Annotated in this window: 23 protein-coding genes; 4 read left to right on the top strand and 19 right to left on the bottom strand. The window is 36.9% G+C overall.

Translation table 11 applies throughout. The annotated features are described in order from the left end of the window. The 8 genes from JG479_RS06560 to galU all read right to left on the bottom strand — a co-directional run bounded on the left by JG479_RS06560 (position 1) and on the right by galU (position 8370). Entirely contained in the window at positions 1–1110 is a 1110-nt protein-coding gene (locus JG479_RS06560; protein WP_200220168.1) for a glycosyltransferase family 4 protein, read from the bottom strand. Then, complete coding sequence (locus tag JG479_RS06555) at positions 1111–2262, bottom strand: glycosyltransferase family 4 protein (protein ID WP_200220167.1); 1152 nt, start codon at positions 2260–2262, stop codon at positions 1111–1113. Then, the gene (locus JG479_RS06550; RefSeq protein ID WP_200220166.1) at positions 2259–3302 is read right to left on the bottom strand and encodes an acyltransferase family protein; all 1044 of its coding nucleotides are present in this window, start codon (positions 3300–3302) and stop codon (positions 2259–2261) included. Before JG479_RS06550 ends, JG479_RS06555 begins: the two co-directional genes overlap by 4 nt. A gap of 171 nt (positions 3303–3473) precedes the next feature. Then, positions 3474–4931, bottom strand: a complete 1458-nt coding sequence (locus tag JG479_RS06545; RefSeq protein ID WP_200220165.1) for an oligosaccharide flippase family protein — start codon at positions 4929–4931, stop codon at positions 3474–3476. Then, positions 4924–5838: a glycosyltransferase family 2 protein gene (locus JG479_RS06540; protein WP_200220164.1), complete on the bottom strand. Its 915-nt coding sequence runs from the start codon at positions 5836–5838 to the stop codon at positions 4924–4926. The genes JG479_RS06545 and JG479_RS06540 overlap by 8 nt, the downstream gene beginning before the upstream one ends. Before the next feature lie 2 nt (positions 5839–5840). Further along, a complete protein-coding gene (locus JG479_RS06535) occupies positions 5841–6845 on the bottom strand; it encodes an NAD-dependent epimerase (protein ID WP_200220163.1) in 1005 nt (334 codons plus the stop codon). Positions 6846–6856: 11 nt separating this feature from the next. Continuing rightward, positions 6857–7411: an acyltransferase gene (locus tag JG479_RS06530; protein ID WP_200220162.1), complete on the bottom strand. Its 555-nt coding sequence runs from the start codon at positions 7409–7411 to the stop codon at positions 6857–6859. A 68-nt stretch (positions 7412–7479) separates the two neighbouring features. After that, positions 7480–8370: a UTP--glucose-1-phosphate uridylyltransferase GalU gene (gene galU / locus JG479_RS06525; protein ID WP_200220161.1), complete on the bottom strand. Its 891-nt coding sequence runs from the start codon at positions 8368–8370 to the stop codon at positions 7480–7482. A 293-nt stretch (positions 8371–8663) separates the two neighbouring features. Here galU and JG479_RS06520 point away from each other — a divergent pair, with 293 nt between their 5' ends. The 4 genes from JG479_RS06520 to JG479_RS06505 all read left to right on the top strand — a co-directional run bounded on the left by JG479_RS06520 (position 8664) and on the right by JG479_RS06505 (position 13310). Continuing rightward, positions 8664–9362: a transglutaminase-like cysteine peptidase gene (locus JG479_RS06520; protein ID WP_200220160.1), complete on the top strand. Its 699-nt coding sequence runs from the start codon at positions 8664–8666 to the stop codon at positions 9360–9362. Then, positions 9346–11355, top strand: coding sequence for a bifunctional diguanylate cyclase/phosphodiesterase (locus tag JG479_RS06515; RefSeq protein WP_200220159.1), 2010 nt, complete (start codon positions 9346–9348; stop codon positions 11353–11355). Before JG479_RS06520 ends, JG479_RS06515 begins: the two co-directional genes overlap by 17 nt. Before the next feature lie 23 nt (positions 11356–11378). After that, positions 11379–11930, top strand: a complete 552-nt coding sequence (locus tag JG479_RS06510) for a hypothetical protein (RefSeq protein ID WP_200220158.1) — start codon at positions 11379–11381, stop codon at positions 11928–11930. 63 nt (positions 11931–11993) lie between these two features. After that, the gene (locus JG479_RS06505; protein ID WP_200220157.1) at positions 11994–13310 is read left to right on the top strand and encodes an O-antigen ligase family protein; all 1317 of its coding nucleotides are present in this window, start codon (positions 11994–11996) and stop codon (positions 13308–13310) included. A gap of 351 nt (positions 13311–13661) precedes the next feature. On the opposite strand, the gene JG479_RS06500 is transcribed toward JG479_RS06505, so the two are convergent. The 11 genes from JG479_RS06500 to fabD all read right to left on the bottom strand — a co-directional run bounded on the left by JG479_RS06500 (position 13662) and on the right by fabD (position 23789). Beyond that, the gene (locus JG479_RS06500) at positions 13662–15521 is read right to left on the bottom strand and encodes an alkaline phosphatase D family protein (protein WP_200220156.1); all 1860 of its coding nucleotides are present in this window, start codon (positions 15519–15521) and stop codon (positions 13662–13664) included. Positions 15522–15525: 4 nt separating this feature from the next. Further along, a complete protein-coding gene (locus JG479_RS06495) occupies positions 15526–16305 on the bottom strand; it encodes a TatD family hydrolase (protein ID WP_007585741.1) in 780 nt (259 codons plus the stop codon). Positions 16306–16420: 115 nt separating this feature from the next. Further along, on the bottom strand, positions 16421–16747 hold the full coding sequence (locus JG479_RS06490) for a PilZ domain-containing protein (protein WP_002962367.1): 327 nt from the start codon (positions 16745–16747) through the stop codon (positions 16421–16423). Between the two features lie 11 nt (positions 16748–16758). Beyond that, entirely contained in the window at positions 16759–17673 is a 915-nt protein-coding gene (locus tag JG479_RS06485) for a DNA polymerase III subunit (protein WP_200220155.1), read from the bottom strand. Position 17674: 1 nt separating this feature from the next. Continuing rightward, positions 17675–18301 carry a dTMP kinase gene (tmk, locus tag JG479_RS06480; RefSeq protein WP_002962371.1) on the bottom strand — a complete coding sequence of 209 codons (627 nt, stop codon included), beginning with the start codon at positions 18299–18301 and terminating at the stop codon, positions 17675–17677. A gap of 6 nt (positions 18302–18307) precedes the next feature. Beyond that, entirely contained in the window at positions 18308–19294 is a 987-nt protein-coding gene (mltG, locus tag JG479_RS06475; RefSeq protein WP_200220154.1) for an endolytic transglycosylase MltG, read from the bottom strand. Then, positions 19288–20103 (bottom strand): aminodeoxychorismate lyase, encoded by an 816-nt coding sequence (pabC, locus tag JG479_RS06470; protein ID WP_200220153.1) that lies wholly within the window; start codon positions 20101–20103, stop codon positions 19288–19290. Before pabC ends, mltG begins: the two co-directional genes overlap by 7 nt. A 59-nt stretch (positions 20104–20162) precedes the next feature. Then, entirely contained in the window at positions 20163–21401 is a 1239-nt protein-coding gene (gene fabF, locus JG479_RS06465) for a beta-ketoacyl-ACP synthase II (protein WP_002962376.1), read from the bottom strand. Between the two features lie 216 nt (positions 21402–21617). Then, the gene (gene acpP / locus JG479_RS06460) at positions 21618–21854 is read right to left on the bottom strand and encodes an acyl carrier protein (protein WP_002962377.1); all 237 of its coding nucleotides are present in this window, start codon (positions 21852–21854) and stop codon (positions 21618–21620) included. A gap of 250 nt (positions 21855–22104) precedes the next feature. Further along, on the bottom strand, positions 22105–22851 hold the full coding sequence (fabG, locus tag JG479_RS06455; protein WP_002962378.1) for a 3-oxoacyl-ACP reductase FabG: 747 nt from the start codon (positions 22849–22851) through the stop codon (positions 22105–22107). 11 nt (positions 22852–22862) lie between these two features. Continuing rightward, a complete protein-coding gene (gene fabD / locus JG479_RS06450; protein WP_039490050.1) occupies positions 22863–23789 on the bottom strand; it encodes an ACP S-malonyltransferase in 927 nt (308 codons plus the stop codon). Between the last annotated feature and the right edge of the window lie 16 nt (positions 23790–23805).

Genomic DNA, 23805 nt, shown 5'->3' with positions numbered 1-23805 from the left:
TTAATTATTAACACCTCTTTTTATTACACCATATTGTTTTGCGTAGCTCTCTAGCATTACAGGTAGCGAGTATTTTTGTTTATATAACGTGTAAGCAGCATCACCATGTGACACTGTATTAGCTTTATTATTAATGTAGTTACTCATAGCAATAGCCATTGTAGATGCATCACGAATAGGGATTAAATAGCCTGACTCACCCTCTATTATCAACTCAGAGCAGCCACCAACATCAGATGCAATTACCGCTTTTTTACATGCCATAGCTTCAATAATACTTCGTGGTAAGCCTTCCCAAAAGCTAGAGAGTATAAATACGTCAGCTTGAGTAAGTTTTTCGGCAAAGTTGTCAACCACGCCACAAAAGTTTATTACCCCTTCAGGAAAGTGAGCAAACAACTGTTTTACTTTAGCTTCGTACTGGCCATCGCCGTATATACTTAAAGTAAACAGTTTACCTTGGCTTAATAAAGAGCTACATGCTTGAGCAAGCGTAATGTAGTCTTTTTGTTCTTCAAAACGAGCTGCGGTAATAAAATTAACGGGCTTGTCGGTTAGCTCCCGCGTATCGTTAAATTTACCAAGCATACCGTTGCGTATCACTAACAACTTTTTGTCGGGCACGCCTATTCGTAAATACTCGTTTTTATCAAACTCGCAAACGCCTATAATTTTTGAAGGTAAATACGATAGCAACTTTTCAAGTCGCTCATATTTTTTAAAGCCTTTATTTTCGGGTGTATTAACAAAAGGCACGCCATGAGGTACATAATAAGAGCGTTTAAAAGTAAGCATTGCAGCTATACGCCCAAGCGCACCTATTTTAGCCGTATGCCAAGAACAAACTTGTGGATTTTCTGAAATAATTAGCCATATTAATTTTAACAATGACAAAATGTCGCTCAGTGGGCTTAAATCCCTTTTTAAATTAGTTAAAGCATGCACTTTAAAGCCAGCCGATCGCAATTTAGTTATAGCATCGCCGTTGCCACCTAGTGCGTATACAACTTCTGCACCTTCGTCTCTAAACTTTTCGCCTATTTGGCAAATATGTTTAAATGAACCAGATACAATAGTATCCGAACGCGTCATCCCTATTAAAACCTTCATCTATGAAGCTCCAAGTAATTTTTTATAAAGCTTTACGTATTCTTTTGCTATTACATCTACTGTAAAGTTAGATGCTATTAATTGCTCAGAAAAAACCTGAACTTCACCACTATTTTTATAATGTAATGCAATGCCATCTTCTGTACTTTTAGCAATTTCAGCTGCACTAAAACCTGTAGCAATATAACCGTTTTTATCTGTAAAAATAGCATCGCTTGCCCCACTTACAGGTGTCGACACTAATACTTTTCCAGCTAATAAAGCCTCAAGTAATGAGTTCGAAAACCCTTCAGCCTCCGATGCGTTCACAAAAATATCAAATTGCTTAATAAAGTTTACTGGGTCATTAACCTCACCATAAAATGTTATTTTGCTTTGCAAGTTATTTGCTTCAATATATTTTTTTGCTGCAGGTAGTGCACTACCACTACCTATTAAATGAAAATGCACTTGGTCATGCTTTTTAGTTAGTAGTGTAAACGCCTCCATTAGCACATCTACTTTTTTAATTTGCTCTAACCTACCATGGTAAAAAAGATTTATTACAGAATCATTTTTATCATTTAAAATTGGGTTGTCAGTGTTAATTAAGCTTTTATCAATACTGTTTGGTATATTAATAATATTTTTAAAGCCAAACTCTTTACAGTTTTGTGCGATAACACCCGATATTGCGACTACCGTCGGGTTAGTTATTAATACAAAGTCAGCCATTATTGGCCCAATAACTTTTTTAGCTTTTAATGCTTTGAAATCCATGAACTTGTCAGAGTTACCTACCTTAATTAATATTGGCTTTTTAAATAAGCGCGCCAAGCAGCAACCCACAAATGCACCAAATTTACCTTGATGACAATGTATTACATCAAAGCTTTTATTATTAAACATACTCCAAATTAATACCCGCATTAACCAATATACCGAAAAGGGTAACCAGCGACCAAGTAAGTCAGGGGCTATTGGCGAATATAAACGCGTTACAGGCACATCGTTCATTACATCATTTGCTTTGCCTTTTAACTTTTGGCGTGATGTTAATATATGTACACTAACACCTTCAGTTTGAATTCCTTTAGAAACTCGCCCGCATTGTTTTTCAGCACCACCAAATACATCTGGCATGTATTGACATGTAAGCATTAAAATTTTCATTTAGTTATATATTCCCTTAACCTAATGTTGATGTTTTTTTCGATAATATTATAAATAAAACAGCCAAATAGCACACTAATTAAAGTAATACCAAACCAAGTAAATACTATTGGTATATGTTGTATTTGAGGGATTAAATTTCGTCCCAAAATCCCACTTATAATCATAATAGGAAACATATGAAATAAATATATTGAATAAGAGGCATCACCTAAGTAAACAAATGACTTATGAATTTTCATATCTTTTATTGGTGTGTAAAGTACTGCCACAATAAAAACAGACAATGCTATAGGTGCTCTTGATATTAAAGACGTGTACTCCCATAAATAGGATGTTGTGAAGTACATAGATAACCATAAGCACCCAAATGTAACCACTGCAAGCATAATATTTTTAGATATTCTGTAGCCCGACAAATATAGTTTCGCAAGCCAACCACCTATCACAAACTCAAATAAGACTGGATTTTTTAATAAGGTTACAATGGCTAAATTTAAGTCAGTTAAATGTGCAAATATAGAAAGTAACGTTATGAAAACAGTAATTACTTCTAATCTTTTTGACGCAGCAAACAATAATGTGGGAGCAAATAACATATAAAATATAATTTCATAATTTAAAGTCCAACCAACTTTTAAAAAAGGAACAATCGCCCCTTCGTAAACATGTGGAATTAATAATAATGAATAAAACACATGCAGCCCGTCAAACACAGCTGAAGATCCAGGCAGTAAAGCTAATACACTCATAAAAAATATAGCGACAAACCAAATAGGATATATTCTGACAATTCTTTTTTTAAGATATAAACCTATATCATTTGTATTTCTTGAGGTGTAAAAAATAATAAAGCCAGACAATATAAAAAATATGTCTACCCCTATTGCCCCTATCTTTACAAACTGATTTTCTGCAAGCCAAAAAGAATGCTCTGCACCTAACTCAATGTGTCGTTTAATAATTAAACCATGAACATGGTAGGCAACAACAATTATAGATGCCCAGCCTCTTAAAAACTGAAGTGTTAATAACTTCATATGCTTCCCCTAGAAACCTTATTATGAACCACTCTTTAATGCTCTGATAAAATATTTAGATACTTACATTAAAAAATATTCTGGAGTTTATTTATAGTTAAAGCACTGCTCTTATATTATTTACAATTACAATAAACTATTAAGCGTTAATCTAATAAATAAACTCTTAATTTAAAAAAACTTCTTAAAGATAAACCCTAACTTACTAGATCTAATATAATTTACTATTACAGCAAAGTCTCTATCAAAGAAAACCTTCATTGATAATGCATATATAAAAAGACCGAGCAGAGAAAACAAAATCAATGAAATTAAAGGATTAATCATTAAATAATTATCTGCAAAGTAATTAATAAAAAATAAAACAAATAACATCAAACCAGTTGATATAGCTGCTGATTTTATACTAAAAATCAAGTCAAAGTAGTTTTCATTTAATGCTTTTGATAGTAAAAGCAAACCTAAAAAAGTTAGAATTATGGTTACTAGTATTTCTGAAAGTACGATATAAAAGATACCGTATTTAGATGTGCTGTATAATAATGCGATCAATATGAAAAAATGTATTACCCTTAATTTTACAAGAATCCCGCCTCGCTCTAAAACACTAAAAACAGGCTTAAACATATGAATATATATCGATAAAGCACCTAATATACATAACATTTGCAAAGCTAAAGCTGAATCTTTCCATTCATCTTTAAATAAAACACTCAACAAGTCAGTAGAAGTTATTGCCAAGCCACCAAAAACAGGAAATGACAAAATAGCCATCCATTTAATAAATGAAGATAAAGTACCTTTAAAATCGCCCTTTTTTACTCTAGCCAAACTAGGAATAGCAATAGCTGTAATTGGGCCTAATGTGAGTTTCACAACAAAATCTTGTAACTTAATTGCAAGCCTATAGAGGCCTAATGCAGCTGGACCTAGTACAGATGCAATAAATATATCTTTTAATTTATTTACTGCAACGTTGGTCAACCCTGCAACCAGTAATGGAATACCGACTCTAAGTTGATCTTTTAAAATAGAGGTATTAATCAAAAAACTTGGTCGCCATTTAATTGAATTCCAAATAATGATTAACATAATAAACTCGTAAATAACTTTTTGAAATGCAAAAGCAAGCTCTGAAAGCTCTGTAAATGCAACAACCACTGCAATCAAACAAGACACTAAACTTGCTAAAAATGTGGCAAAAGCGATTTTTTTATACAAAAATTTTCTTTGCAATTGAGCATCAGGAACGCTACCTAATGAAAAAATTAAAGGTATGATAGACATTATTTGAATAACTAGCAGGTATTCAGAGATCTCAAAATAAGATGAAATAAGACTAGCTGAGTAGTAAAACGCAACACTCACTAAAATACCGATTAATAATGTACTATAAAAAGCATTATTTAATGCAATACTTACATTCTTCTTTCTATTAATTAAATTAGCTGATAGTCCTAAGCGAACTAATTGGCAAAGTATCTCAGAAAAAATCAAGCCTATAGCGTATACACCAAAAAATTCTGGAGACAGTAAATATGTCATGCCACCAAAAAATAAAAAACCTATTATTTGCTGTGAGCTACTATTCAAAAAAGCCCATTTACTGCTATTTACTGTTTTATTCATTACTTTTAAATTTCATAGATATTTTATTCAAGTTATATTTAAGGTTTTCTAACGAAAAAAAGAAAGAAATTAATAGGTAGACTTTTGATTGAATAACTTTTCCACTCCTAAAAGCTACTGATTTATGCATTTTTATTATTGAGTATATGTATCGGATACTAAATGCTGAAATATGTTTTTGTATAAGTTTTTTACGATAGAAAATTTCTTTATCGAAGCCTTTATCTTCCGACAATGTTAGGTTTTGTTTGATAACTTCGACATCAGTGCCGACACAAACACCGCCAGCATCTGAGTGACGGATAACCAAATCAACATCCTCCATTCTTCGAAATGACTCATCAAAGCCACTTAACCTTTTAAGTGTAGATAAGCGTGAAAATAAAACGCAGGTTCCAGCCGGATTCAAACTATTGTTATCAAATTTATCTCCTGAAATAAAAAAGTTTTTTAATATTTTACCTCCAACTATTTCTGGGTATCCTAAAGGAGTTTTATGTTCGACAGAGCCGTCTAAATGTTTCTGTATTCTTCCTCCATAACATAGAACAAACTCGTATTTTTGCTCTGTAATTAATAAAGTTTTTTTCTGCTCATAGTATCTTGAAGGTAACCATTCATCATCATCATCTAGGAAAGCAAAATACTCACCATTTGCATTTTTTAGTATTTCATTTCTCGCTCCAGCTACACCTTTGTTCACTGGTAATTTAAAAAACGAAAAATTACTAAGATTCTTATTTGTAATATATTGCTCAACCACTTTAGCTGTATCGTCACTTGATGCATCATCAACAATAATTACCTCATATTCGTAATCAACATCAGTTAAACTAGAAACACTATCGAGTGCTCTTGTTATTGTATCTTCAGCATTCCAGCAAGTTATGCCTATTGTTAAGTCCACAGTTAACCCTTCTTATTATAATCTTTGTACCAATCAACAAACTGTTGCATACCATAATCAATGTTTGTATTAGGTTTAAAGCCAACTTCTTTTTGTAGGCTATCTATATCTGCGAATGTTGCTGGTACGTCACCTGCTTGCATTGGCATGTAATTTTTGTCGGCTATTTTGCCTGCTGCTTTTTCGATAGATTCAATAAAAGTCATTAATGCAATGGGTTCGTTGTTACCAATATTAAATACACGGTATGGTGCTTTACTCGACTCTGGCGAGGTATTACTATTTGACAGGTCTCTTTCTGGAACTACGTCTTGAATGCGAATTATGCCCTCTACAATGTCGTCTATGTAGGTAAAGTCGCGTTTCATTTTTCCGCTATTAAATACTTTAATTTCTCGGTTATTTAATATTGCATCGGTAAATAAGTAAGGGGCCATATCGGGGCGACCCCAAGGACCATACACTGTAAAAAAGCGTAACCCAGTTGTTGGCAGGTCGTATAGGTGGCTATAGCTATGTGCCATCAACTCATTTGATTTTTTAGTTGCCGCATAAAGCGATACCGGATGGTCTACCGCATCGTCTGTCGAAAATGGCATTTTTTCGTTCATGCCATATACAGAGCTTGATGATGCATATACTAAATGCTGTACTTTATTATGGCGACACCCTTCTAAAATAGTAGCTGTTCCCACTAAATTAGAATCGATATACGCCATTGGGTTTTCTATTGAATAACGCACGCCAGCTTGCGCTGCTAGATGTATTACGCGGTCAAACTTTTCATCCTTAAATAAGTTGGCTATGCCGTCTCTGTCGGCTAAATCCATTTTTACAAAACGAAATTGCGTAAGGTGTTTAATACGCTCAAGTCTTGCATGTTTTAATGCCGGATCGTAATAATCGTTTAGGTTATCTAGCCCCACTACTTCGTAGCCATCTTTGCATAAACGCTCAGCGACAAAGTTGCCAATAAAACCTGCGGCGCCAGTTACAAGATATTTCATGCTATTATCCCTTAATGTTCTGTAATTATAATTGATTCAGTTGTATCAGCTTTACTTGTAATAATACTACCTTCTTTGTATATTCCTTTTAGCACGCAACCAGCGCCTACTACACTATTATCACCGATAACTGTATCCCGTAATATTGTTACGTTAGAACCAATCCACACATTTTTTCCAATAACAACAGACCCTACTTTGTATCCTTGATCTTTTATCAAACCTTGTTTTGAAAAAACATGATCATGATCGTATATTTTTACTGACTCGCCTATTAGAGTATTCATACCAATGTGGACTTTACCCCGACAAGTAATTGACGAATAGTTATTTAAAAACACGTCATCGCCAAATACTATTTCACCACCATTGCTCGAAATACTTACAAATCGTCGGCAATTAAATTTTCCTATAAACTTAATAGAGCCATTGTAACTACAAGTTAAAGAGGTATATCTATCTAACTGAACAACTTTAGGTGATTCTACTTTTATTTTGTTATTTGATTTTATTATGTAAAAACATAACTTAAAGAATCGAAAGGCTTTAATAATCTTTTTGAACATTTACCTTCCTATTTCACTTTATTTATTCGAATAAAATATGCTCTGGATATACACTTTAATTAAGTAAGTTACGAAACTAGTTTTTTAACTGCTTTAGTAAACTCTTCACCCATATGGCTTGATTGCATTGCATATTCTACGTTTGCAAGCATATAGCCTAATTTAGAACCACAATCGTGCGACTGGCCTTTTAGATGGTACGCTTCAAGTGTTTCTAGATGGCGTAATTGCAGTAATGCATCGGTAAGTTGTATTTCGCCACCGGCACCAGGTGGTGTGTACTCTAGTAAATCCCAAATAGTAGGCGATACAACATAACGGCCTGTAATAGCTAGGTTGCTTGGCGCTTCATCGGTATTTGGTTTTTCTACCATGTTTTTAATTATTGCATTTTCGCCCGCTTTAATTTTTATGCCCGCTAGGTCAACCACACCATATTGATGTACTTGTTCTTTTGGCACTGGCTCTACCATTACTTGGTTGTGGCCTGTTTGGTCGAAGCGGTCTATCATTTGGCTTAAATTATCGATTTTTGGATTTGATTTATATTTGTCAATAATTACGTCAGGTAACATTACTGCGAATGGGTTGTTTCCTACTATTGGGCGCGCCGCTAAAACAGCATGGCCTAGACCAAGTGGAGCAGATTGACGAACCGAAATTACAGTTACGTCTTTTGGTACTATTGAGCGCACTTCTTCTAGCAGGCTACGCTTTACACGTGCTTCTAGTGTGGCTTCTAGCTCAAAGCTAGTATCAAAATGGTTTTCGATTGAGTTTTTTGAAGCGTGAGTTACAAGTATTATTTCTTTAATACCTGCTTGTACAGCTTCGTTAACTACGTATTGAATAAGTGGTTTGTCTACCAGAGGCAGCATTTCTTTTGGAATGGCTTTTGTGGCTGGTAACATACGAGTGCCAAGACCGGCAACAGGGAGAACTGCTTTTAAAACTTTCACTTTAATTCCTTTCATTATGATTTTGTAAACACATAAAGAAGAAACCAAAGTTAACTTCCATATAACGTGCTTCACATACCTTGTGTTAGCATTATTATACACACCATAATGTTTGACTCAATGAATAAAGCATACTTTTAGATTATTTTTCTGTTAATTTTATGTTGCACCAAATTGGTTAGGGTGAGTCATATTGGAGCATCTCATTCTTTTTGATGGCCTACCTTTTTTAAAGTAATAATACTATACTGGTTAATGTCGTTTATAAGGGATTACCAACTTAAGGAACATTTGTGCGCTTAGGGCTTTGCATTTTATTTATTGTCTCGTTTTTTGTATGCGCGCAAGATATGCTTTTGTATTTGCGTAATAGCGATATTATTTCCCGTGCACAGCAACAGTATGGTAACGAAGGTCATAAACGAATTAAAGATTGGCTTAACTTTATTGATGACTCTGCTGATGAAAGCGAATGGAAAAAAATTCATCTTGTTAACGATTTTTTTAATAAACACATTAAATACAAAAGCGATGAAGATCTTTGGCAACAAAAAGATTACTGGGCTACCCCGCTAGAAAGTTTAGGCGTTGGCATGGGCGATTGCGAAGATTACGTGATTGCTAAATATTTTACGTTAATAGCACTAGGCGTCCCCGAAGATAAAATTCGTTTAATGTATGTACGACAGCGCACAGTAAACCAGCCCCACATGGTACTTATATACATTGAAGATCCAAACAGAATCCCATTTGTGTTAGGTAACTTTAATACTAAACTGCTGCCCGCTAATAAACGCCCCGATTTAACGCCTATTTACAGTTTTAATGGTCAAGGGCTTTGGTTAGCAAAATCGAAAGGGTTAGGCAATAAGGTAAAAAATAGCAGTGGTGTGTCGGCTTGGAATACTATGCTAGAGCGAATTGAACAAGGTGAGCTTGCTCCCATTAAAAGTAACATTAAAGGAACTACCAGTTATGTCTCGACTTTTTAAAAATGGATTGAGCCTTAAAACCCAAGTTTACGGTTTAATAATCGTTATTTCGGTTGTTTCATTTGTGGTTCGGGTAATTACAGATGTTGAAACCACCCGCGATTATTTACAAACCCAAATGGGAAGCCATGCCCAAGATACTGCTACCAGTTTAGGGCTTTCTATTTCGCCTTATTTAGAACCAGAAAACCTAGTAATAGCTGAAACAATGGCTACCGCTATCTTTGATTCTGGTTACTACAAAGAAATTAAATTTACAAATTCACAAAGCCAAGTTGTATTTGATCTGGAAAATCCTAAGCGTGTTGAATCTGTGCCTAATTGGTTTATTGCTTTAACTAGTTTAAAAACACCCACTATGCAGTCGGAACTGAATAATGGTTGGATTATGGCGGGTATACTTGAGGTTACAAGCCATACTGGCCAGTCTTATGTTACGTTGTGGGAGCATACAAAACGCAGCTTTTATGGTTCTTTTTTAATACTAATTGCCTCGCTTGTAGTTGCCTTTTTAATATTACGCGAAGTATTTAAGCCTTTAAAAGCAGTTGAGCATCAGGCCCAACTTGTTACTCGTAAGCGCTTTACATTAAACGAAGAAATACCTGTTGCACGAGAGCTACGCACTGTAACTAAAGCTATAAACAACATGGTTATTAACTTACAAAGCACTTTTGATTCTTTAACTAAACAAACACAAGCTTTAACTGAAGAAGTTTATATTGATTCTTTAACTAGGTTAGGTAATCGAAAGTTGTTTGAAAATCACTTTAGCTCGGTTGTGGACACTATAACCAATGATGCTCCACTTACCGCAATGATGATTACTCTACCTTCACTTACAAATATAAACCAAAGTGTTAGCTATCAAGATGGTGACGCCCATGTAAAAGATGTAAGCGTTATTCTAACTAAAATTATTGGCAACCTAACTAACTCTAAAATATTTAGGCTAAATGGTAGTACTTTTATTGCGCTGATTCCTTACGATACGCAGTTTTTAAACAGAACCCGTTTAGAAATTACCGATGCTTTTAGTAAACAAAAAAATAGCTTACACGTTAATGGGTTTGCTAATTTTGCAATATTGGAAGTTAATAAAGGCTCGTCTATTGGTAGTGTTTTATCTGCTTTAGATACAGGTAGTACTATTGGCGATACAATAGAAACTAACAAAATAGATAAAGATACGCTATTTAGTGTTAAACAATGGCGTACACTTATTCAATCGATTATTGAGTCTGGTGAGGTTAGCTTTTCGGTGCAGCCTGTTAAACGGGCTAACTCTCAAAACAAGCAGTGTTACTTTGAGGCCTTTGCCCACTTTACCCATGAAGGTGAAAAGGTAAATAATGGCCATTTATTTGCTATGGCCGAAAAACTTAATTTAACTGAAGAATTAGACAAAAAAATAATTCGTAATTTTGTAAATATAAAAGAACAATACCCTGATGACGTATTTGCCTTAAATGTAAGTAAGGCATCTTTATATTCAGCTGATTTTATACAATGGTTAACGCTTTATGCGCACACGAAACCCGTTGTTAAAACTAACCTCATTTTTGAATTACATGAAATTAGTTTACTTTATAATGTACATATAGCTTCAAAGCACATTGATGCAATTAAAGATATTGGTATTAACGTGTGTATAGAGCACTTTGGAACAAGTTTAACGTCGTTTAGGTATTTACAAGGCCTTGATATTGAATATGTAAAAATTGATGGAAGCTACATTCAAGACTTGTTAGATAATTCTCAAAGCCAGTTTTTTATTCAAACCGTTAATAATATCTGCCATGGTTTTGGTATTAAAGTTTTGGCATGCTTAATTGAAAAGCCCGAAACATTAAAAATGCTTGAAAATTTAGGCTGTGATGGCGTGCAAGGTAATTTAATTATGGAGCCTTCTAAAGTACTTACAGGCAAGAACCGTGATAACGTTAATAAAGAGTTTACTTTTTGTGCAGACACGCTAAAATTCTGTAATTAGATACTCACTTAAAGGGACACAAGATGAAATCAATTTTTTTAAAGAGTTTATTAATAGGTGTAATGGCTTTTACCGTTTCACCTGTTTACTCACAAGCAGATTCTGATGTTGTAGTACAATCTGACAGCCTTACTAATTTACTTAATATTTTAAATAATGCTCCGGATGATATTTCGTCTGAGGAACTACAAAATGAGTTAGTTGCTGCTATTGAGCAATTTTGCCAAGATATGGGTCCTATTGACCTCGATTCGCCTATTGCAAACGGTTCGTGTAGCGCTGAACAACTTGATATATTAATTAACGCAGTTGTTGCTTCTTTAGGTGCCGATAATGCGTTAATTTCTGACTTTTTAGCAGCCTTAGTAACTGCTGGCTCTGATAGTGATGCGGTAACTATTGCTGCAATTACTGCTGGTATAGATGCCACAGTTGCATCTGAAGCTACTGCTGCGGGTCCTACTGATGATACCCCAACTGCAGCTCCTCCTGTTGTTGTTTTACCAACAACTACTGTACCTCAAGGTACTGGTGGTACTGGTGGTGATGCTGGTATATCAGAAGTTGGTAACTAAGCACTCTTCTCAAATATAATACAAACGCAGCCTTTGGCTGCGTTTTTACTTTATGAGTTTAAATTGAACCGTTTTATATTTATTTTGCTATGTGCAATACTTTTTTTGCTGCCTATTCCTTTAGGTAGCTATCGCCCTTGGGCTATTTTGGCAATAGGTTTGTTGATTGGTGTTACTTTTTTAATTCATTTAATTAATAGCGCTATAAACAATAAGCAGCCCCTCTACCCTCCTTTATACTCCTGGCCTTTATTTGTTGCTCTTGGTGTTGTTGTTTTAATTTGCTTTATACAAATATTTAGTATTAGCCTTGACCCTTTTCAGACCAAACAAATGCTTATTAAAACAAGTTTTATGATTTTATTTTGTTGGCTATTATTTATTTATTGTAATACTGAAAAGCGTATTAAAAATTTAATATATGCAATTATAAGTGCCGGTGTGTTTCAGGCTTTATATGCCACTTATTTAAATTTATCGCCTGATATTATTAGCCCACTATTTGGTTATAAGCATACCGACCGTGCTATTGGTACGTTTACTTACTCTAATTTTTTGGCTAACTTTTTAGCTTTATGTTTATGTTTGGGTATTGGTGTTTTAGTTAGTGAATTGAAGCGCTCTACTAGCGATTACAAACAAACATTAAAACAAACGCTTCGGGCGTGGACTGAAATACTTTTAAGCTCAAAAATAATTTTACGTATTTCGTTAATTATTATCATTGTTGCGTTAATTTTAACCCGTAGCCGTATGGGTAACTCTGCATTTTTTATTGCATTAATGGTTGTTAGCTTACTCGCGTTTTTTATTTACAGGCAAAAACCTAAAGCGTTTAAACTACTTATAGTTAGTTTTTTTATAATCGATTTAATTATTATCGGCGCTATATTTGATGTAGAAAAAGTTAAACAGCGTATAAGCGAAACCAGTATTTCATCAGAAACCCGTGACGAAGTTGTACGTGATTCAATACCCCTCATTTTAGATAAGCCTTTGTTGGGCTCTGGTGGTGGTACATTTTATACTGCGTTTCCTGCGTATCAGTCTGAGCCTTATTCAGGTTACTACGATAACGCCCATAACGATTACGTGCAGTTTGCAGTAGAGCTTGGTATACCCACTACAGCGGCACTGGGCTCACTTATACTTTATTGTTTATGGTTATGTATAGCGACTATGCGAAAGCGTAAAACAGCATTGTTTCAGGGCGTTGCTTTTGGCTGTGCCATTGCAATTATAGATATGCTGCTGCATTCGTTGGTAGATTACTCTTTACAAGCTGGTGCAAACTCAATGTTGTTTATGACTATTTTATGCTTGGCAATATTAAGTAGTAAATTACCTGCGTCTAAACGAAGCCGAAAAGAGCATAGTTAAATACAAAATATAAGTAATAAAATATATAAGAAATTAAATCACCACAGAGAGCACCGAGAAGAAAAGGAGTAGTGACCAACCATTACTAGTATTTCCTCTGTGTAGCGCAAAGCGCCTCTATGCTCTCAGTGGTGGGATCCATTTATAAGTAATAAGAAACTGCGCTTTAACATTTGAATTCATTAGTAAACAACTGATTAAATCACCACAGAGAACACTGAGAAGAAAAGGAGTACTGACCAATCATTACTAGTATTTCCTCTGTGTAGCGCAAAGCGCCTCTGTGCTCTCAGTGGTGGGATCCATTTTTAAGTAATAAGAAACTTCGCTTTTACGTTTATGAGTAACTTATTACTTATGTTCTAAATCGAACTCAGTTAAATGTCCTTCACCGTGTATAAGTTGATATCGGGCTAAATTCCCCTGCTCTAGTGTTATTAAACTAATAGCTGAGTCGCTTACTAAGTATTTTTGCCCTTCACCTATGGTTTGGTGTTTATCTACTTCCATGTGCCAGCGTTTGGTAAAAAAGTTTAATGGGCTTTTTGGGCCGTATAGAATTGAATCTAGTTTATCGAGTATGTTTATTAATTTACGCGGGAACTCATTTTTAATACCGCTGGCGGTAAGTTGCCAAATTCGATTAGGATGATCGCCAAAACGCTTTTGCACCGAAAAGCAAAATGAGTAATGTACATCACCCGATAAAATAAGGGTTTCGTTTGGGGTGTCGGTGCGTCTAAAGGTATCGAGTAGCTTTTTGGCTGAGCCTTCGTGCGCCATCCAGTTTTCTACGTCAACCATAAGAGGTTGCCCGCAAATATTAAACATAGCTTGAATGGCTTCTATTGATTTAACACCAAATACAGGGGCTGGCGATACAATAATAACTTGGTCGTGGCTTAGTAGGCTTTCTTCAAGCTCTGTGAGGCGCTCCCAATCAAGTAGACCTGAAGGCTCATTAAAGTTTTGCTCATTTCGCCAACGGTGCGTACGTGTATCTAGCACTACTACTTTTGGGGTTGTAGTTAACTCATAATGCCAAAAACTAAAATCGTTTAGTGGTTTATCAAATGCTTTAAACTGCCATAAATTATTAGCAGTACGGCTTTGCTTAAAAGGTGTTAGTAACTCGCCTGTTTTATTTAGTGCATCGTTCCCCATTCCTTGAAAAAGCCAATAACTAATTAAGCCGTTATTGATGATCCGTTTACTACTTGGGGTTTCATTTATAGCTTGCTCCCACCCAGCGGTGAGGTTCCAATCATCGGTTACATCGTGATCGTCAAACATCATTAATGTCGATACATTGGCAAACAATCGCTCTACTTCACTTAAGCCTTTTGCATAATCAATCAGTGCTGTTTTTTCAGCGTCAAAAATAGTTTTGTTTTGCTTGTTTTGACCTGAATACGTTGTGTTTTGTATATCAACGCATTGCCAAGCAGCAGCACTAAAATTCAATAAATACAGTGCTATATATTCTTCAAAATGGATAAGGTGATTGTAGGCTTTTACGCTTGAAAAATGAGGTTCGTCTTTTTTTAGCCAGTAACCAACACCTAACTTTGAGCGTTTTTGCCAAGGCGTTTTTGGTAAAAACAAATGGCGATTATAAAGTTGCTCATTTATATCGCCCGGTAGCTCAATGGCAAGTGGTTGCTCTTTATAAATACCTAACGCTTTAATTAACTGATGAATAGCTAATAACATGGGGCCTGCTACATCATCGGCGTAAACCTGGTCACCGCTCAGTAATAATAACTGTGCGCCTTGATTATTATTACCGCGCTGAGTATTTTGCCAGTGACTTGCAGACACCAAGCTATCTTTTGCTGGATGATGTGCATTACGGCACGAGCCATGCAAAATATCACTGAGTTTGTTGGGGATTACAAATGCAGGCGTTGTTTGATTGCTATAGCACCAAGGCGATAAATCGATTGCTGTATCGTCAATTACAAGCTCATAGCTTAATAAGCTATCTAGAGGGAGTTTATTGTCTATTGGCTTTATAATAACGAAATGCAGGTATAAATGCTCCCCTAAAGAAACAGTGTGTTGATCGCTATAACACTCAACATTTAATAAGTTTATTTGGCAGTTTGCAGGCTTGGAGGTAGCAAACTGAATACAGACTCCAGCTTGCTCTGCACGGCGCACCATTGGCCCCATTAGTAAAATAGGAAGGTTTGCCGTGTGAGTAATCATGTATTTAGCCTTTAGCTGCTAATTTAAATAAAGAATAAAAGTTTTCGGTAGTCGCTTTAGCAAGTTCATTAAAGCTAATGCCTTTAAGCTCGCTAATGTAATAAGCAACATCTTCTACGTACGCTGGCTGATTTGTTTGCCCACGATACGGTACCGGCGCTAAATAAGGCGAGTCGGTTTCTATTAGTAGTCTATCTAGCGGTATTTGCTTTACTACTTCTTTTAGCTCAATAGCATTTTTAAAGGTTACAATGCCCGAAATAGAAATATAAAAGCCCATGTCTATGGCTTTTTTAGCCATATCCCAATCTTCAGTAAAGCAATGTAGTACACCACCGCAGTTTTCGGCCTTGTGCTCACGCATTAAATTAATGGTATCGGCGCGGGCATCACGAGTATGAATAATTAACGGTTTTTGTAATTCGTTAGCGACTTCAATATGCCCAACAAAGCTTGCTTGTTGCACTGCGTGAGTATCTTTTGAATAGTAGTAATCAAGGCCCGTTTCGCCAATAGCAACAACTTTTTCGTGTGAAGCTAAGTCGATTAGTTGCTGTTTATTAAGGGCGTCTTTTTGATCAAGTGGATGTACACCACATGAGGCTGAAACATCGTCGTAGTGCTTAATTTTATCAAGCATGCTTGGAAACTGATCAAGCGTTACGCTTACACATAAAAAGTGCTCTATTTGCTTTGCACGCGCTTTATCAAGAACTTGGTCAAGGTTTAAGTCTAGTTTATCAAAATCAAGACGGTCTAAATGGCAATGAGAATCTACAATCACTATAAGGCCTGTATTATGTTCAGGGTTTAAATTTGTTCATTTAATTTATTATGTTAGCAATTAAAAGAACCCAATATAGGGCGGCGTTAATCTCAATGAAAAACCAACCCTATAACTACATGGTATATGTTTGATCGCCTGAGTTTAACATAGTCCCAAGGAGCTTTTCGATTTTAGCGTTTAGGTTTGTTTTATCGTCTAAAAAGCTAATACCAATACCTGGAGGATTAGAGCTTTGTGCACCTTGTGGCGTGATCCACGACACTTTACCTGTCACTACGTCATCTTCTAAGGCATCGGGCAAAGTAACTCTAAGTGCTAATGAATGCCCTGCTTCGTAACGCATATTAGTGCGTACAAATAAGCCACCTTTTTTTAAGTAAGGCATATAACAACGGTATAACTCGTCTAAATCGTCTATGTCTACTAGTAGTTCTTGCATGATTAATCCTTTTAAGAATTTCGCAATGTGTATGCTAATCGTGATACAGCAAGCGATAAATTAAGGCCAAGTACTTGTGTGTTATTTTGTAAAAACTCGCCTAATGCATTTTGCGCACTTTGATAAGCGTCAAAACTCATGCCTTGCAGTAATTGCTGCTTTAGTTGCACGCTTAAAAACAAAGTAAATATACGAACAAGTTCAGGCTGTTTATTTATTATATCGACTAACGCTTTGAAATTATGGCTTTGTTTAAACTCAGTTGCAAACTTATACAGTGTATCAATATTTTTTAGCTGGTCTTGCTGTTGCCAATGCTTTACTTGCAGCGGTTGGTTATAAAAAAGTGCTAACCAACTATAGTTAGGAATATCTAATGTCTCTAGCCATTGCTGAGCAAGTGCTGTATTAGTTATTTTTACGTCACTTTTAGCGCATCGACTTAAAATAGTTGCAGGGAGCTGTTCTGGTTGGCTTGTAGTTAATATTAAAAAGCGGCTATTAGTTGGCTCTTCAAGTGTTTTTAATAATGCGTTAGCTGCTGCTGTGGTCATTTTTTCGCAATTTTCGATTATCGCGACTTTATTGCCATTTTGCGCTGCAGAGTGATTCATAAAATCACTAATACCACGAATATCATCTACACCAATACTTTGCCCATCAACTTGCGTTAAACGCTTGTCGGGGTGAGTGCCAGCCAGGGTAAGTAAACAGCTTTTACACTGTCCGCAAGGTTTTAGCATACTGTTTTGCGCAGCTACCTGCTTAGCTATATTTTGGCATAACAAAGCATTCCCAAGCTCATCACTTAACTCAAACTTACCTACGCCAACAGGCCCACAAAATAATTGCGCATGATGAAAACGCTCTGCGCGATAACTTTTCGCTAAGCGTGCTTGAGTATCATGTAGCCAAGGCAATGGCATATTATTTTAGGCCTTCAAAAAATGAATGCAGTACATTGGTTATATCGCGATGTACTTTATCAATACTTTGGTTTGCATCAACGGTTTTAATTGTATTGTCGTCATTTGCAAGTTCAACATAACGCATGCGTGTACGCTGAAAAAACTCAATAGCTTCTTGTTCAATACGGTCAAGCTCGCCACGTCCTTTTGCGCGCTCAAGGCCTATTACTGGGTCAATATCAAGGTAAATAGTTAAATCTGGCTTTAAGCCTTTTAACACCATTGACGAAAGTGAAGCTAATGTATTTGAGCTAATACCACGCCCACCACCTTGATACGCCTGAGACGATAAATCATGACGATCGGCAAGTACCCATTGGCCTTTATCAAGCGCTGGGGTAATAACATTGTGCATTAGCTGCGAGCGAGCTGCATACATAATAAGCAACTCGGTTTCAAAGGCAATTTCTTCTTCATGCTCTGCTTTTACAAGCGTACGAAGCGATTCAGCCAATGGCGTGCCGCCAGGTTCGCGGACGTTAATGAAGTCTATTTTTTGTTTGTTCAAAAAGTCTTGGCATAACGAAATAGCGGTTGATTTACCCGCACCTTCTAGCCCTTCTATTACTATAAATTTTGGTTTCATAAAATATTAATTCTTTTTATTTAATATATACGTTTTAACTGCTGCGTTATGCTGTTTTAACGTGGTTGAAAATTGGTGGCTACCATCGCCTTTTGATACAAAGTAAACGTATTCACTTTGCGGCGGATTAACTGCAGCTAAAATAGCGGCTTTTGATGGCATTGCAATCGGTGTTGGCGGTAAACCATTAATACGATACGTATTGTAAGGCGTATAATCGCGCAAATCTTTACGTTTAATATCACCATCAAAGTCAGCGCCTAATCCGTATATTACGGTTGGATCGGTTTGCAGGCGCATATTAGTGTTTAATCGATTAACAAACGCTGATGCAATTAACGGACGCTCGCTGGCAAGGCCTGTTTCTTTTTCAATAATTGAAGCCATTATTAGTGCTTCGTATGCTGTTTTATAGGGTAGATTAGCACCGCGCTGCTGCCAAGCATCATCTAACGTTTTCTGCATTTTTTGTGCTGCACGTTTTAATACACTGCTTGCAGTATCGTTATTATGATAATGGTAAGTGTCGGGGAATAACCAGCCTTCTAAGTGCGTGTCATTACCCAGTATTTGAGTACTTAGTTCGTCAGCTTTTAAATCGTTTTGTAAATTATCAGCTTTTTTAATAGCACTTAGTACTTCACGTAAGTTTTGCCCTTCAATTATGGTAAAACTAAAACTAATTTGCTGACCTTGGTTAATTTTTTTTACGTTGTTAATAACGCTATCGGCTGTTAGCTCGTAAAGCCCCGCTTTTAAGTCGGTAAGTGTGGGATCTAATTTGGCAATTACCTGATAACGCCAACAACTTTCTACCCAGTTATTAGCTTGCCATTGTTGGCATAACTTATTAAAGCCAGTGCCATGCTTAACTTCAAATTGTGTGTTTTGTGCTACCTTTAACGGGCTATTTATTGTTGCTTGTAATTGCTGGTAACCAACAGCAGTGGTTATAACAGCTAAAAAAAGTACCGATAAAATAACTTTTAACACTCAGCCTCCTTGGCTAATAATTTAGTTAGTAATGCGTGGCTTTCATCTGTATTAAATACCTGTTGCTCAATACGTTTTACAGGTACTGCTCCCATTAAGCTATTGCACACAAATACGGCGTCTGCTTGGGTTAAGTCTTCTACTTTCACGCGTTTAAATTCAACAGGCAATTTATCACATAACGATTGTAGATAAACGCCCTTTATTCCGCACTCATCAAGCAATGGCGTAAACACACACTTATTTTTAATCGCAAAAATATTAGCTGCAGAAGCTTCAATTACATTGTTATTGTAATCAAGCACTAACACATCGTCGCAGTTTTGCGTTTGCATTGCTTTTTTAACTAGTACTTGCTCAAGCCGGTTTAGTGTTTTAAGACCCGCTAAATAAGGCTGTGCTGCTAATTTAATTGGGCTTACTTCTAGATTTACACCTTTTTTAACAAGCGCTTCGTAATTACTAGGGTAATCTAATACACTCAATAAAATAGTGACATTACACTCACTTGGCAGCCCATAACCACGTCCGCCTTCGCCTCGCGTTACCAGTATTTTAAGCACGTTTAGTGGTGCAGCGTTTATATGCAAAGCAATTTGATTTTCAAGACTATTAAAATCTAACTCAGGAAAACCCAAGCGCTGTGCGCATTCAATCAAACGCGCTTTATGATGAGCCCAATACTGTACTTGCCCATTAACAACTTTAGCCGTTGTAAAAAAGCCGTCACCGTAATTTAAGCCTCTGTCACGCGTACTTAAAGTGCTGTTTTGATCTACTGCTATTATTGTTTGCATTTTATTTGGCATATAAAAAAAGCCCAGTTAAACAACTGAGCTCTTATAATTTGATTCGTTGTTAAAAAAGATTATACCTTTTTAAATAGCAACGAGCCATTAGTACCACCAAAACCGAACGAGTTACACAGTGCAAAGTCTAACTTTGCATCACGTGCAGTGTGAGCAATATAATCTAAGTCACACCCTTCGTCTGGGTTATCAAGGTTGATAGTTGGCGACACTTTTTGATCTGTCAGTGATAAAATCGAAATAATCGATTCAACCGAGCCTGCAGCACCTAACAAGTGACCCATCATCGATTTAGACGAGCCGACCATTACATCTTTGGCTGCATTACCAAAAATAGACTTAACAGCGGCAGTTTCTGCTTTATCGCCTGCATTTGTAGATGTACCGTGTGCGTTAATGTAACCAATCTGCTCAGCGTTCACTTGCGCATCATTTAGTGCGTTTTGCATTGCAAGGGCAGCACCTGCACCATCTTCTGGTGGTGATGTCATGTGGTACGCATCGCCGCTCATACCAAAGCCAACAAGCTCAGCATAAATTTTAGCGCCACGAGCTTTAGCATGTTCGTACTCTTCAACTACAACAACACCTGCACCGTCAGAAAGCACAAAGCCATCGCGGTCTTTATCCCAAGGGCGAGAAGCCGCTTGTGGATCGTCATTGCGAGTTGAAAGTGCACGTGCAGCATTAAAGCCACCCATACCAATTGGGGTACAGGCTTTTTCTGCACCGCCTGCAACCATTGCATCTGCATCACCGTAGGCAATCATGCGCGCGGCATGGCCAATATTATGCAAACCAGTAGTACAGGCAGTTACAATTGAAATATTTGGACCACGAAGTCCATGCATCATTGATAAGTGACCTGAGATCATATTAATAATGGTAGACGGCACATAAAATGGCGATAACTTGCGCGGGCCACTATTTAATAGCTTAATGTGGTTTTCTTCGATAAGCGTTAAGCCACCAATACCAGAGCCCACAGCTACACCTATACGTGTTGCGTTTTGCTCAGTAATTTCAAGGCCTGAATCTTTAAAGGCTTGAACACCCGCTGCAATGCCGTACTGAATAAACAAGTCCATTTTTTTAGTATCTTTCGCTGACATATATGCTGTTGCATCAAAGTCATTTATTAAGCCAGCGAATTTAGTACCAAATTTTGATGTATCAAAGTGGGTTATTGTTTGAATGCCACTTTTGCCATCTAATAAGCCTTGCCAGGTTGATTGAACATCATTACCTAGCGGCGTCAACATTCCTAAGCCAGTTACGACGACTCGACGTTTAGCCACGGTTTGCCTCCAATAAGGGATATTTTACAAGGGGATGATCATACCCAAGCTACCTCAAAGTGCTAGTCCCAAAATAGATTAAAAACGCATAACACAATCAAAATTAATTTTTAGCTAAAATTGAGCATTGAGGCTTAAGTTTTGAATCACGAACTTTGAGGTGGTTTGGATATAAAAAATTAAAGGCAGCGGATGCTGCCTTTAACGTGCGATTAATTACTCAGCGTGTGCTGTTACGTAATCGATAGCAGTTTGTACTGTAGTGATCTTCTCAGCTTCTTCATCTGGGATCTCAGTATCAAACTCTTCTTCAAGAGCCATTACTAGTTCAACAGTATCAAGAGAATCTGCACCTAGGTCATCTACGAAAGAAGATTCATTTTTAACTTCTTCTTCTTTAACACCTAGTTGTTCAATGATAATTTTCTTTACGCGTTCTTGGATATCGCTCATTCTTCTTTCCTTTATTAAAAACGCCGATGCGTTATTTTCAGATTGCCGCGTAGTTTACGCGGCATAATTCTCTGATTCAATGATTTGACCATAAATAATTGTCTGGTCAAACCTCTGAGTGTGTGTTTTGTCTTTTATCGCTTATTTTCGCAGCGATTTCAAGTATGTTTAAAGCAAGTTCACAAATAATTCAATGTTTTTGAGGTAACTTACTTAACTTTATTAGGTAATAATGTGGGTACAATGGTTATTAAACCATGTACATCGCGCCATTTACATGCAAAGTTTCACCTGATACGTACGCAGCCGCGTCAGATGCTAAATAACATACCGCAGCAGCAATTTCGTCTGGTTGGCCTAAACGCCCTGCTGGAACATTTGCAAGTGTTGCTGCTTTTTGCTCGTCAGTTAAATCATCAGTCATATCAGTTTGAATAAAACCAGGTGCTACTACGTTTACTGTAATACCACGTGATGCCACTTCGCGTGCAAGTGACTTAGAAAAACCAATGACGCCTGCTTTAGCCGCTGCATAGTTAGCTTGTCCTGCATTACCCATAGTGCCCACTACTGAGCCAATATTGATAATACGACCTTTCTTTTTCTTCATCATTGGACGAAGTACCGCTTTAGATAAACGGAAAATCGAGCTTAAGTTAGTGTCGATTATATCGTCCCACTCAGTCTCTTTCATACGCATTAATAGGTTGTCACGTGTGATACCTGCGTTATTAACAAGTACGTCAATATCGCCAAAATCAGCTTTTATTGCGGCAAGTGTCGCTTCAATAGATGCAGGATCCGTTACGTTTAATGCATAACCTTTACCATTGTCACCTAAGTACTCGCTGATTTTAGCCGCGCCTGACTCGCTTGTTGCAGTGCCTGCAACTTTTGCACCTTGCGCAACTAATGTTGTTGCAATTGCTTTACCAATACCACGGCTAGCGCCAGTAATTAGGACAATTTTGCCCTCTAAAGAAAATAAATTAGACATTTTATATACTCTTATTTAGCTGCAGCGATTGAAGCGGCATCATTTACTGAGCCACAAACCATTGCTTTATCAATTCGTTTAGCAAGCCCTGTTAATACTTTACCAGGACCAAATTCGTAGCTTTGCGTTACATCTTGTGCAACCAAGGCTTGTACTGTTTCTGTCCAGCGAACTGGGCTGTATAGTTGACGTACTAGTGCATCTTTAATTGCATCAGCGGTCGATTCAGCTTTTACATCAACATTATTAATTACATCACACTTAGGTGTATTAAATGTTAAAGCGGCCAAGTCTACCGCTAGCTTATCAGCAGCTGGCTTCATTAGTTCACAATGTGAAGGTACGCTAACCGAAAGTGGTAATGCGCGTTTAGCACCAGCATCTTTACATGCTTGTGATGCTCTATCTACTGCCGCTTTATGCCCTGCAATAACAACTTGACCAGGAGAATTGTAGTTAACTGGAGATACAACCTCACCTTGCGCTGAGGCAGCACATGCCGCTTTTATTTCTTCATCGCCTAAGCCAATAATCGCAGCCATTGAACCTACGCCTGCAGGTACAGCTTCTTGCATGTATAAACCACGGTTTTCAACAAGCTTAACAGCTTCGCTCAAGCTTAGTACGTCGCTACATACTAGTGCTGAATATTCACCTAAGCTGTGACCGGCCATAACAACGTCTGCATCTGGGTTTGCTGCAAGCCAATCACGGTAAATAGCAACACTTGCAGTTAATAATGCAGGTTGTGTACGATGAGTTTGATTTAATTTTTCTTCTGGGCCATTAAGAACTAGCTCTGCTAAGTCGTAACCCAGTGCATCTGATGCTTCTGCAAATGTTGCTTTAACAATGTCAGAACTCTCTAGTAGCTCTTGTAACATACCAACGCTTTGCGAGCCTTGACCTGGGAATAGAAGTGCAATTTTTTGTGCCATACTTTGCTCTTTTTAA

The sequence above is a fragment of the Pseudoalteromonas sp. LC2018020214 genome (assembly GCF_016598755.1).
Taxonomy (GTDB): domain Bacteria; phylum Pseudomonadota; class Gammaproteobacteria; order Enterobacterales; family Alteromonadaceae; genus Pseudoalteromonas; species Pseudoalteromonas distincta.
This window is presented reverse-complemented; position numbering and strand designations above follow the sequence as displayed.